The following is a 12,054-nucleotide window of genomic DNA, read 5'->3' as shown; positions in this document are numbered from 1 at the left end:
ATCCTGCTCAATGAAGGCTTGCGGGGATTCACCAAGACAGGATAGTGCATTCCCTTCTCCTTGCCACCGCCTTGCGAGCCGCCGGCCGGAACCGTTAATCTGGCCTATCCTTCTATTTTTCGAGCACAATTGACGTCATGACCGCGCCGATCGCCATCATCATGGGAAGCCAGTCGGACTGGGAGACGATGCGGCACGCCGCCGACACGCTTCGAGCGCTCGGTGTCGCCTCCGACACCCGCATCGTTTCGGCCCACCGCACCCCCGACCGGCTGTTTACCTTCGCCAAAGGCGCCAAGGCTGAAGGCTTCAAGGTCATCATCGCCGGCGCCGGCGGGGCCGCGCATCTGCCCGGCATGGCCGCGGCGCTGACGGAACTGCCTGTGTTCGGCGTCCCCGTCGAGTCCCGAACCCTGAAGGGCATCGATTCGCTCTATTCGATCGTTCAGATGCCCGCCGGCATTCCGGTCGGCACGCTCGCGATCGGAAAGGCCGGCGCGATCAACGCAGCGCTGCTCGCGGCTGCCGTGCTGGCGCTGTCTGATCCCGCGCTGTCCGATCGCCTCGCCGCCTGGCGCAAGGCACAGACCGAGGCGGTTGCCGAGCGCCCGGAGGACAAGGCGTGACTGACGCAAAGCAGGTGAAGCTGAAACCCGGCGACACCATCGGAATCCTCGGCGGCGGACAACTCGGTCGGATGCTCGCCATGGCCGCGGCACGGCTCGGCCTGCGCTGCCAGGTGTTCTCGCCCGATCCGGATTCGCCGGCTTTCGATGTGGTGCTGAACGCGACCTGCGCCGAATATGCCGATGTCGAGGCGCTCGAGCTGTTTGCCCACGACGTCGACGTCATCACCTACGAATTCGAGAATGTGCCGTCCGCGGCCGCCATGGTGCTGGATTCGCGCCGCCCGGTGCTGCCGAACCGCAAGATCCTCGAGACCACCCAGGACCGGCTCGCCGAGAAGGATTTCGTGACGAAGCTCGGCATCGGCACCGCCGCCTATGCCGACGTCACCTCGGTCGCATCGCTGCGCGAGGCGATCGTCAGAATCGGCCTTCCCGCGGTGCTGAAGACCCGCCGCTTCGGCTATGACGGCAAGGGCCAGGCGATCATCCGCGAGGGCGACGACATCGCGAAAGTGTGGACCAGCCTCGCCACCAAATCGGCGATCCTGGAAGCCTTCATCCCGTACGAACGCGAGATCTCCGTGATCGCCGCGCGCTCGGCCGCGGGCCAGGTCGAATGCTTCGACGTCACCGAGAACGAGCATCGCGACCACATTCTGAAGATTTCGCGAGCGCCTGCGCCGATCCCGGATGCACTCGCCGAAGAGGCGCGCAGCATCGCCAGCAGGATCGCAACCGCGCTCGACTATGTCGGCGTGCTCGCGGTGGAGATGTTCGTGCTCGCCAACGGCGGCGGATCGAAGGTGCTGGTCAACGAGATCGCCCCGCGCGTGCACAATTCCGGACACTGGACGCTCGACGGCGCGTCGGTCTCCCAGTTCGAGCAGCACATCCGCGCCATCGCCGGCTGGCCGCTCGGCAAGCCGGTGCGCCACGGTGAGATCGTCACCATGACCAATCTGATCGGCGACGAGATCAATGATTACGAGAAGTGGCTGAGCGTGCCCGGCGCGACGGTCCACATTTACGGCAAGGGCGCCCCGCGCCCCGGCCGCAAGATGGGCCACGTCACCGAAGTCAGGCCCTCGAAGGGCAAGTGAGGGGACCGCAGCAAAAGCTGCGATCCCACTTTTGCGATCACGCCGTCTTCACACCCGCGACGACGCCTGCGGGCTCCTCGCTGAGCCAACGATAGATCACCCCGCCCAGCGCGCCGCCGATCAGCGGTGCGACCCAGAACAGCCAGAGCTGCGACAGCGCCCAGCCGCCGACGAACAGCGCGGGGCCCGTGCTGCGGGCCGGGTTCACGGACGTGTTGGTGACGGGGATGCTGACGAGGTGGATCATCACCAGCGCAAGCCCGATCGCGAGCGGCGCAAAGCCCGCCGGCGCACGGCCGTGGGTCGCGCCCATGATGACGAACAGGAACATCATCGTCATCACCACCTCGGTGATGAAGCACACGACCATGCTGTACTGGCCGGGCGAATGCGCGTCGTAACCATTGGAGGCAAAGCCCTTGGTGACGTCGAAGCCCGGCGCGCCGCTGGCGATCACGTAGAGCAGCTCTGCGGCGACGATGGCGCCGCAGACCTGTGCGATCACATAAGGCAGGATCTGGGCTGCCGGAAACCGCCCGCCGGCGGCAAGGCCGACCGTGACGGCCGGGTTGAGATGGCAGCCCGAGATGTGGCCGATCGCATAGGCCATGGTGACGACGCTGAGGCCAAAGGCGAGGGACACACCGACCAGGCCGATGCCGACCTGCGGAAAGCCGGCAGCGATCACCGCGCTGCCGCAGCCTGCAAATGTGAGCCAAAACGTGCCGATGGCCTCGGCAGCGTATTTCTTCATGTCCATGTGGCGTCTCCCCTGATTGCAAAGATTCCCGGAACTACGTCCGCTGCGGCCCTTCCTGGCGCCAAATCTCCCAAATCGGGGCCGCAAGGGAGCATTTTCGCCGTATTTAATGGCTGAACTTGGCCCTAAACCCCGCCTGGCAGGTGGACATCCCTGCTTTTGTCTGATACATCCGCGCCCTCAAGGTTAAGGGCTTGCGCTTTTTGCCATCCCTTCGTCTTACCAGAATTCAAATCCGATCCACTGAAGAGGATGCCGCGTGCAGGTTCTCGTTCGCGATAACAATGTCGACCAAGCCCTCAAGGCGCTGAAGAAGAAGATGCAGCGCGAGGGCATTTTCCGCGAGATGAAGCTCCGCGGTCACTACGAGAAGCCCTCCGAGAAGAAGGCTCGTGAAAAGGCCGAAGCCGTGCGCCGCGCGCGCAAGCTGGCCCGCAAGAAGCTGCAGCGTGAAGGCCTGCTGCCGATGAAGCCGAAGCCGGTGTTCGGCGCTGGCCCCGGTGGCGAGCGTGGCGGCCGTGGCGGCCCCGGTGCAGGTCCGCGCGGACCGCGCTGATCTTGCCGATCATGCAGGACTGAGTTTTCAATAACGCGGGCTCCTGGCCCGCGTTATTATTTTGTGAGCGGTGCCTTTCTGGGACGGGGCACCACAGATGCGGCGCCAAAGCGCGATGAGATCAGGACTATCATCGCGCTTTAGGTTGTTGTTCGAGCATGATCTCCGCGCAAACGCATTCCGCGTTTGTCGCGAGGGAGAACACTTTTCCGGATCATGCTCTAGCGCGAGCGAACCGTAGATGGCCTTCCCTTCCCCCCAGCCCGGCTTGGCGCGGCGACGCCGGATCTGGCGCAAGCCGCTTGCGTTGACCTTGATGGGGATCGCCCTGTGCGGCTGCTCCTTCGATCTCGGCTCACTGGGGCCGGAGAAGGACAAGCCGCAGGACACGCCCAAGGCAACCGCCACGCCGGACAGCGCCGTCAGCGCTGCCAACGTCACCGAAGCCCAGACCCACACGGCCAAAGCCCAGGCCTTTGCCAAGTCCGGCGAGACGCAGGCCGCGCTGGACGAGTTCAACCGCGCCGTTGCGCTCGATCCCTATAATGCTCAGGCGCTCTACGGCCGCGCCCTGCTCTATCAGGGCAGCAACGAGCACGACTTCGCGATTGCCGATTTCGGGGCCGCCAGCGGGCTCAATCCGCAGAAAGCCGAACCGCTGCTCGGCCGTGCCGTCAGCTATCTCGCCATCGGCAAGGTCAAGGAGGCGGCGGCCGATCTCGACGAGGCTTCCGAAGCCGATCCGAACAATGCGCAGGTCTGGACGACGCGGGGACAGGCCTATGAGCGGCTGGGCGACAAGGCCAAGGCGGCGGCGTCCTACAACAAGGCGGTCGCGCTGCACCCACGCGATGAGGCCGCCCGCAGCGGCTTGGCCCGCGTCGGCGGCTGACGGTGTCTTTCGGATTGGAGGCGCAAACGCCGTCTTAGTCGGGGGTGGCGCCCTTCGGCAACACCGCGTGGAACATCGACTTCATGCCCGACAGCATTTCGTCGGCGACATTGGTTTTGGGACGCGGCGGCATAGGCGCGCCAGCGTCGGCGCGCAGATCGAGCGGCGGGGCGATCACCGGGACCGGGATATCGGCCGGTGGCGTCAGCCGATTCGGATTGTCTTCGCCGACCGAGGCGGTGTAGGGCGGACTAGCCTGCGACACGGCGCCGTTGCCATAGGCTTCGGGTGACGGCGTCGACACGTTGATCGCCGGCGGCAAGGGGCGCACCGTCGTCGGCACTGCAGTCACGATGCGCGGCGCCTCAGGCGTGCGGGACGCTTCCTGCACGACGGGCTCCGACATCTTCTCGGGCGTCTTGTCGAGCGCCTTGTTGTCGAGCGCCTTGTTGTCGAACGCCTTGGCCTCGGCAGGCTTGGTTTCCCAAGATCTGGCCTCGGCGGCCTTCTCGGCGGCCTTGCCCTCGGGCGACTTGCGCAGGCGCTCGATGGCAGCCCGGGCGAGATCGTTGGCGTCGGGGGTCGCGGCCGGAGACGAATTGGCCTCAACCACCGGCGTGGCGGCGGAGGCTGCCGGGGTGGACTTGGCAACCGCCTTCTCATGCGCGGGGGCACGACCGTGCTCCTCCGCAGCTTTGGTCTCGGCAGCCTTGGTCTCGGCAGCCTTGTCGGCCACCGGCTTGTCCGATCCGCTCTTGTCGGAAATGCTCTTCTCGGAAACGCCCCTGGCCTTCACGCCGGGGCCTGGGAGGTTGGCCACGTCGGCGGGCTTCTTGCCGGCGCCGGCAGGCGCCACGATTGCGGCCGGCGTATCGGCCGCCGGCCTGGCGTTGATGTAGTGATTAACGATGTAGGCCCCGATGATCGTCGCGAGCACCGAGGGGAAAATATCCATCGAGATTTTAGCGAGGTATTTCAGCATTTCTCGGCCACTCCCCGCGCGATCTGATGCGGGAACTTTAGGGCATTGTAAGGGATCAACTGCGACGGATCGATGGCAAAGGTTACGCGTGCCTTACGCCTTCAGCTCGATCTCAAGGAACACGATCTCGGTTGAGGTTTCGTTAAGTACGTCATGTTGGACGCCGGCCTTGCGGAAGTAGGATTTTCCCGCCGCAAGCTGCGCCTTGGAGCGCTCCCCGCCCGGCGCCACGATGGTCATTTCGCCGGCGACGACGGGAACAATCACATAGTCCATTCCGTGGGTGTGATGCCCGGTCGCGCTATCGGGCGCAAGCCGCCATTCGGTCACCCGGACCTCGTCATTGTCGATCTGAACCTCGGACCTGGCGGCAATCATCGAGAACCTCTCTGGGGCGAATCGGCTCAGGGCACGAACACCATGAACGCGTAGACGGCGAATACCACCATATGGACCAGTCCGAACAGGACATTGGTCCTGCCGGTGCCGAAGGTCAGCATGCTCAGCAAGAATGTCAGGAACAGCAGCGCCGTATTCTGGGAATTGAGCCCGAGCACCAGCGGTTGGTCGATCACATAGGTGGCGAGCCCGACCGCCGGGATGGTCAGGCCGATGGTGGCCAGCGAGGATCCGAGCGCCAAATTGATGCTCTTCTGGAGGTCGTTCTTGCGGGCCGCCGCGATCGCGGAGACGCCTTCCGGCATCAGGATCAGGAGCGCGACCAGAAGGCCCGCGAAGGCCGGCGGGGCGCCGATCCTGTCGGCGACGGCATCCACCACCAGCGAGAACTTCTTGGCCAGCAGCACGACCGCCAGGAGCGAAATCAGCAGCAGCGCGATGCTCAGCACCAGCATCCTGCCCGACAAATGCGCCTCCGCGCTCTCGCCCTCCGCCCGCTCGTGGACGAAATAATCCTTGTGCAGGACGGTCTGGGTGTAGAGGAACACGCCATAGAGGACGATGGTCACGAGGTCGACGAAGCCGAGCTGAAGCGTCGAATAGATCGGCCCCGGCGTCGTCAGCGTGTAATTGGGCATGATCAGCGTCAGCGTCGCGAGCGCAATCAGCACGCTGAGATAAACGTTGGCGCCGGAGAGCTGGAACCCCTGCTCGCGGTAGCGCAGCCCGCCGATGAACACGCAGAGGCCGACGAGGCCGTTGCAGACGATCATCACCACCGCGAACACGGTATCGCGCGCGAGCGTCGGGGCGGGCTTGTCGCCGAGCATGATCGTGGTGATCAGCGCGACCTCGATGATGGTCACCGCAAGGGTGAGCAGCAGCGTGCCGAACGGCTCGCCGATCCGCTCTGCGATCACCTCGGAATGATGCACGGCCGCGAACACGGTGCCGAACAGGATCACCAGCAGGACGACCGCGAACAGGCCGCCGCCCACCGACAGGGTGAAACCGTAGCCGGTCGCGGTGACGACCAGGAACAGCAGCACCGCCAGCGCGGGGAAGATCCAGGACGACCGCGGCATCGGTCCGTGTGCACTCATGCAGGGGATTCTTTCGTTGAACCGCCCGATTATGCGCGAGAAGATCGCGCCCGTCAGCCCTCTGGAGCCGCTGATGAAGCCTCACGCGTTTTCGTGAGCGCGACCTGGAGGGCACACCCCTCACTGCCGTGCATGATCGGCAGCGGCACCGTGACGCGCGCGAGGCGCGGGTCCGATTGCCGCACGCCGCTGCGCGAGCGGCGCGCCATACGAGGGGGCCCTCGCCGCTTACATCGCCTTGACGATGTTCTCCGTCACCTTCTTGGCGTCGCCGAGCAGCATCATGGTGTTGTCGCGGTAGAACAGCGGATTGTCGATGCCGGCATAACCCGACGCCAGCGACCGCTTGATGAACATCACCGTGCCGGCCTTCCAGACCTGGAGCACCGGCATGCCGTAGATCGGCGAGGTCTTGTCCTCTTCGGCGGCCGGGTTGGTGACGTCGTTGGCGCCGATCACGAAGGCGATGTCGGCCTGCGCGAATTCGGAATTGATGTCCTCGAGCTCGAACACTTCGTCATAGGGGACGTTGGCCTCGGCAAGCAGCACGTTCATGTGTCCGGGCATGCGGCCGGCAACCGGGTGAATGGCGTACTTCACCTCGACGCCTTCCTTCTTCAGCATGTCGGCCATTTCGCGCAGCGCGTGCTGGGCCTGGGCCACCGCCATGCCGTAGCCGGGCACGATGATGACCTTGGAGGCGTTCTTCATGATGAAGGCGGCATCGTCAGCCGAGCCGAGCTTGGCCGGCTTCTGCTCGCCGCCCGCTCCGCCGCCGGCAGCCGCGGTTTCACCGCCGAAGCCGCCGAGGATGACCGAGATGAAGGACCGGTTCATCGCGTGGCACATGATGTAGGACAGGATCGCGCCCGACGAGCCGACCAGCGCGCCGGTGATGATCAGCGCCGAATTGCCGAGCGTGAAGCCGATGCCCGCCGCGGCCCAGCCGGAATAGGAGTTCAGCATCGAGATCACGACCGGCATGTCGGCGCCGCCGATCGGGATGATCATGAGCACGCCGAGCGCGAGCGCCAGGATGACGATCAGCCAGAAGTCGAGCGCGCCGCCGGTCAGGACCAGGCGGACGATGAAGAACACCAGCGCCACAGCAATTGCGATGTTGACGATGTGACGGGCAGGCAGAATGATCGGCGCACCGCTCATCCGTGCCGACAGCTTCAAGAACGCGATCACCGAGCCGGTGAAGGTCAGCGCACCGATGGCGACGCCGAGCGACATTTCGACCAGGCTTTGCGAATGGATGTTGCCGGGGGTGCCGATGTCAAAAGCCTCCGGCGCGTAGAATGCACCGGCGGCCACAAGCACCGCGGCCATGCCGACCAACGAGTGGAACGCCGCGACCAGTTCCGGCATCGACGTCATCGGCACGCGACGTGCGATCACGGCGCCGATGACGCCACCGATCGCGATGCCAACGATCACCAGCACCCAGGCGAGGCCGTCGGCCGGCGGGTGGTTGGCGAGCGTCGTGGCGACAGCGATCGCCATGCCGATCATGCCGAACAGATTGCCCTGGCGCGACGAAGCCGGGCTCGACAGCCCGCGCAGCGACAGGATGAACAGCACTCCCGCCACGAGATACAAAAATGCAGAGAGGTTGGCGCTCATCTCAGGTCCCCATTGATCCCATCAGCCCGAGGTGGCCGCTTACTTCGACTTCTTCTTGTACATCGCCAGCATGCGCTGGGTGACAAGGAAGCCGCCGAAAATGTTGATGCAGGCGAAGATCAGCGCGACGAAGCCGAATGCGCGCGCCCAGCCCGATCCGCTCGAGACGTTGGCGACCCCGCCGGCAAGCAGCGCGCCGACCACGATCACCGACGAGATCGCGTTGGTGACGCTCATCAGCGGCGTATGCAGCGCCGGCGTGACCGACCACACCACGAAATAACCGACGAAGACCGCGAGGACGAAGATCGACAGCCGGAAGATGAAGGGGTCGACGACCTGTGCAGCATGCTCCATGACGGCTCTCCTTAAACCTTCGGCTGGAAGTTCGGGTGGATCACGGCGCCGTCCCTGGTCAGCGCGGTGGCCTTGACGAGCTCATCGTCCCAGTTGACGGCGAGCTTCTTCTCTTTCTTGTCGACCATGGTCTCGATGAAGGAGAACAAATTGCGTGCGTAGAGGCTGGAGGCCGAGGCCGCGACGCGGCCGGCGACATTGGTGTAGCCGACGATCTTGATGCCATCCGTCTCGACGACCTCGCCGGCCCTGGCGCCCTCGACATTGCCGCCGCGCTCGACGGCGAGATCGACCAGCACCGAGCCCGGCTTCATCGACTTGACCATCTCGCCGGAAACGAGCTTCGGCGCGGGCCGGCCGGGGATCAGTGCGGTGGTGATGACGATGTCCTGCTTCTTGATGTGCTCGGCGGTGAGCGCGGCCTGCTTGGCCTGATACTCCTTGGACATCTCCTTGGCGTAGCCGCCGGCGGTCTGCGCGTTCTTGAACTCCTCGTCCTCGACGGCGAGGAACTTTGCGCCGAGCGATTCCACCTGCTCCTTCGTCGCAGGCCGCACGTCCGTCGCGGTAACGACGGCGCCGAGACGGCGCGCGGTCGCGATCGCCTGCAGGCCGGCGACGCCGACGCCCATCACGAACACCTTTGCCGCGGGCACGGTGCCGGCGGCGGTCATCATCATCGGGAAGGCGCGGCCGAAGGCCTCGGCGCCCTCGATCACGGCGCGATAGCCGGCAAGGTTCGCCTGCGAGGACAGCACGTCCATCACCTGCGCGCGCGTGATGCGCGGCATCAATTCCATCGCGAAGGCCGAGACGCCGGCATCGGCCATCGCCTTCAGCGCGGCCTCGTTGCCGTAGGGATCCATGATGGCGATGACGAGCGCACCGCGCTTGTATTGCGACAGCTCGGAGGCCTCGGGACGCTTCACCTTGATGATGATGTCGGCGTCCTTCAGCGCATCGGCGCTGACGGTGGCCCCCACCGCGGTGAATTCGGAATCGGGGAGGCCCGACTTGAGGCCCGCGCCCGGCTCAACGGCGATCTCGGCGCCCAGCGCCTTGAACTTCTTCACCGTATCGGGCGAAGCCGCGACCCGCGGCTCTGACGGATCGATTTCCTTGGCAACGGCGATCTTCATAGGTCCTCCGGCGGCGCGGGACAGCGCACGCACAAAAAAGTAGCGTTACTCCCGCAGCGTTGCATACCGGCTTTAGAACCGGCTTGTTTGCAAATTTTGTGGGCAGCCGCCGCCACAGGTGAAGGCAGCCGCCAAGTCCGATCTAGGTGAGGAAGATCGCCATCAGAATCACGATCAGCGCGACCGAGGCCGTGCCGTACTTCACCAGCTTGATGAAGCCCTCGTAGGTCTGCTCGTGCGCAACGTAGTCGTTGCCGTCGGCGGTGCTGTACGCAACTTCGCTATGATCTGCCATGGATGTCCCCAGTCGAAAGTCGAATTCCTCGGCTGGGATACCTTAAACCTTCGGGCAGGGCAACGGCGCGAAGGCTCAGTTTTCCGGCAAATAGGCTCATTTGGAATCCCGATTATCGCGGATCCGGCGCGCGGAATTGGCTTTGCTGAACCGGGGTTCAACAGATGCCGCGCCATCGCCCCTGCCCTAAATCCGGGCATTCGCGCCCTTCAACCCATCGCCTCCAGCTCGTCGATCATGCCGGCGATGACGCTCAAGCCCCCATCCCAGAATTTGGGGTCCTTGGCATCGAGCCCGAAGGGGCGCAGCAGCTCGGAATAATGCTTGGTGCCGCCGGCGCCGAGCATGTCGAGATAGCGCTCGGCAAAGCCCTCGGCCGCATTCTCGTAGACGGCATAGAGCGAGTTCACGAGGCAATCGCCGAACGCATAGGCATAGACGTAGAACGGCGAATGGATGAAGTGCGGAATGTACATCCAGTAGTTCTCGTAACCCGCCTTGATCTCGATCGCCGGACCGAGGCTCTCGCCCTGCACCGACAGCCAGAGCTCGCCGAGCCGCGTCGCGGTGAGCTCGCCGTTCTTGCGCTCGGTGTGGACGGCGCGCTCGAACGAATAGAACGCAATTTGCCGCACCACGGTATTGATCATGTCCTCGACCTTGCCGGCGAGCAGCGCCTGGCGCTGCTTTGCGTTCTTGGTCTGGGCAAGCAGCCGCTTGAACGTGAGCATCTCGCCGAACACGCTCGCGGTCTCTGCCAGCGTCAGCGGCGTCGGTGCCATCAGCGCGCCGTTCTTGGCGGCGAGCACCTGGTGCACGCCGTGGCCGAGCTCATGCGCAAGCGTCATCACGTCGCGCGGCTTGCCCTGGTAGTTCATCAGCACATAGGGGTGCGCCGAGGGCGTGGTCGGATGCGAGAACGCGCCGGGCGCCTTGCCCGGACGCACCGGCGCATCGATCCAGCGATCGGTGAAGAAGCGCTCGGCGATATCGGCCATCCTCGGCGAGAAGCCACGATAGGCCGTCAGCACCATGTTCCGCGCATCGGGCCAGCCGATGACATCGGTCGCCGCGAACGGCAGCGGCGCGTTGCGGTCCCAATAAGCCAGCTTCTTCTTGCCGAACCACTTCGCCTTCAGCTGATAATAGCGATGCGACAGCTTTGGATAGGCCGCGCGGACCGAGGCGACCAGCGCATCCACCACCTCGCGCTCGACGCGGTTGTTCAGGTGGCGGGAATCCGCGACATCCTTGAAACCACGCCAGCGGTCGGAGATGTCCTTGTCCTTGGCGAGCGTGTTGGTGATCAGCGCGAAGGTGCGCTCATTGGCCTTGAAGGTTTTTGCCAGCGCTTCGGCCGCGGCCTTGCGCTTGGCGCCGTCGCGATCAGCCAAGAAGTTCAGCGTCGGCTCGATCGCGAGCTCCCTGGCGCCGACCTTGAAGCGCAAGCCCGAGATGGTCTGGTCGAACAAACGGTTGAAGGCGGAATAGCCGGTCTGCGCCTTTTCCAGGAACAGCTGCTCGAGCTTGTCGTCGAGCTGATACGGCTTCTCCTTGCGCAGATCCTCGATCCATGGACGATAATGTGCGAGCTCCGGGACTTGCAGCGCACGGGTCAAAATATCGTCATCGATACGGTTGAGCTCGAGCGCGAAGAACAAGAGATGCGTCGACGCCGCGGTCAGCCGCTCGGAGACGTCGCCGTAAAACTTTGAAATCGCAGGGTCCACGCTGTCGCCGGCGTGAACGAGCCCGGCATAGGAGCTGAGACGGCCGGCGAGATCGTCGATCGCCTCATAGCGCCGCACGGCCTCCGCGAGCCATTTTCCGCCATCTTCGTTTGCTGTGCCTGTTGCGAGCTTGCCCTTGTAGTCGGTCTCGAACGCGACGCAATCGGCATCCATCGTTTCGAGATCGCGCGCCACTTCCGGCGCATCGATCCCTGAATAGAGATCGGCAAGGTTCCACTCCGGAAGCTTGCCCGTCTTGCTCGCAGGCTTTGCGGAGGGTTTTGCCTTGGCAGCGGATTTCTTGGCGATGGATGTCTTGGCGATGGATCTCTTGGCGGCGGATGTCTTGGCGGCTGGTTTGCGGACAGCAGTCTTGGAGCGCGAATTCATTGTGTGGGAAACCTGTGTTCAACGATCGCTGCGGTGGGCGGGGGCATCAAGGTTTAAGAGTGCGTTAAGCGGCTTCGGCCAGAGTGACCCGAT

Annotated in this window: 13 protein-coding genes; 4 read left to right on the top strand and 9 right to left on the bottom strand. The window is 64.4% G+C overall.

Going from position 1 to position 12,054, the window contains the following annotated elements:
* The first annotated feature begins 137 nt into the window (after positions 1 to 137).
* Both purE and XH91_RS07005 read left to right on the top strand, forming a co-directional pair.
* A complete protein-coding gene (gene purE, locus XH91_RS07010) occupies positions 138 to 626 on the top strand; it encodes a 5-(carboxyamino)imidazole ribonucleotide mutase (protein WP_128949897.1) in 489 nt (162 codons plus the stop codon).
* Positions 623 to 1,729, top strand: coding sequence for a 5-(carboxyamino)imidazole ribonucleotide synthase (locus tag XH91_RS07005; RefSeq protein WP_128949896.1), 1,107 nt, complete (start codon positions 623 to 625; stop codon positions 1,727 to 1,729). Before purE ends, XH91_RS07005 begins: the two co-directional genes overlap by 4 nt.
* Before the next feature lie 37 nt (positions 1,730 to 1,766).
* Here the strand turns inward: XH91_RS07005 and aqpZ are convergent, their stop codons facing one another.
* Positions 1,767 to 2,489 carry an aquaporin Z gene (gene aqpZ, locus XH91_RS07000; protein WP_128949895.1) on the bottom strand — a complete coding sequence of 241 codons (723 nt, stop codon included), beginning with the start codon at positions 2,487 to 2,489 and terminating at the stop codon, positions 1,767 to 1,769.
* A gap of 259 nt (positions 2,490 to 2,748) precedes the next feature.
* Between aqpZ and rpsU the strand changes: the two genes are divergently transcribed.
* Together rpsU and XH91_RS06990 are read left to right on the top strand one after the other, a co-directional pair.
* Positions 2,749 to 3,045: a 30S ribosomal protein S21 gene (gene rpsU / locus XH91_RS06995; protein ID WP_027545547.1), complete on the top strand. Its 297-nt coding sequence runs from the start codon at positions 2,749 to 2,751 to the stop codon at positions 3,043 to 3,045.
* Between the two features lie 241 nt (positions 3,046 to 3,286).
* Positions 3,287 to 3,937 (top strand): tetratricopeptide repeat protein, encoded by a 651-nt coding sequence (locus XH91_RS06990; protein WP_128949894.1) that lies wholly within the window; start codon positions 3,287 to 3,289, stop codon positions 3,935 to 3,937.
* 34 nt (positions 3,938 to 3,971) lie between these two features.
* Here the strand turns inward: XH91_RS06990 and XH91_RS06985 are convergent, their stop codons facing one another.
* The 8 genes from XH91_RS06985 to XH91_RS06950 form a co-directional block, all read right to left on the bottom strand.
* Positions 3,972 to 4,919 (bottom strand): hypothetical protein, encoded by a 948-nt coding sequence (locus tag XH91_RS06985; RefSeq protein WP_128949893.1) that lies wholly within the window; start codon positions 4,917 to 4,919, stop codon positions 3,972 to 3,974.
* 93 nt (positions 4,920 to 5,012) lie between these two features.
* On the bottom strand, positions 5,013 to 5,297 hold the full coding sequence (locus XH91_RS06980) for a cupin domain-containing protein (protein ID WP_128949892.1): 285 nt from the start codon (positions 5,295 to 5,297) through the stop codon (positions 5,013 to 5,015).
* A 26-nt stretch (positions 5,298 to 5,323) separates the two neighbouring features.
* A complete protein-coding gene (locus XH91_RS06975) occupies positions 5,324 to 6,421 on the bottom strand; it encodes a calcium:cation antiporter (RefSeq protein ID WP_128949891.1) in 1,098 nt (365 codons plus the stop codon).
* A 228-nt stretch (positions 6,422 to 6,649) separates the two neighbouring features.
* Complete coding sequence (locus tag XH91_RS06970) at positions 6,650 to 8,050, bottom strand: NAD(P)(+) transhydrogenase (Re/Si-specific) subunit beta (RefSeq protein ID WP_128949890.1); 1,401 nt, start codon at positions 8,048 to 8,050, stop codon at positions 6,650 to 6,652.
* A 39-nt stretch (positions 8,051 to 8,089) separates the two neighbouring features.
* Entirely contained in the window at positions 8,090 to 8,407 is a 318-nt protein-coding gene (locus tag XH91_RS06965; RefSeq protein ID WP_014492434.1) for a proton-translocating transhydrogenase family protein, read from the bottom strand.
* An 11-nt stretch (positions 8,408 to 8,418) separates the two neighbouring features.
* On the bottom strand, positions 8,419 to 9,546 hold the full coding sequence (locus tag XH91_RS06960; RefSeq protein ID WP_128949889.1) for a Re/Si-specific NAD(P)(+) transhydrogenase subunit alpha: 1,128 nt from the start codon (positions 9,544 to 9,546) through the stop codon (positions 8,419 to 8,421).
* A gap of 142 nt (positions 9,547 to 9,688) precedes the next feature.
* On the bottom strand, positions 9,689 to 9,841 hold the full coding sequence (locus XH91_RS06955) for an aa3-type cytochrome c oxidase subunit IV (protein ID WP_018317799.1): 153 nt from the start codon (positions 9,839 to 9,841) through the stop codon (positions 9,689 to 9,691).
* 209 nt (positions 9,842 to 10,050) lie between these two features.
* Positions 10,051 to 11,961 (bottom strand): M3 family oligoendopeptidase, encoded by a 1,911-nt coding sequence (locus XH91_RS06950; protein ID WP_128949888.1) that lies wholly within the window; start codon positions 11,959 to 11,961, stop codon positions 10,051 to 10,053.
* Positions 11,962 to 12,054 lie beyond the last annotated feature (93 nt).

Source organism: Bradyrhizobium guangzhouense (genome assembly GCF_004114955.1).
Lineage (GTDB): Bacteria > Pseudomonadota > Alphaproteobacteria > Rhizobiales > Xanthobacteraceae > Bradyrhizobium > Bradyrhizobium guangzhouense.
The sequence above is the reverse complement of the archived record's forward strand: the minus strand, read 5'-3'. Positions and strand labels throughout refer to the sequence as shown.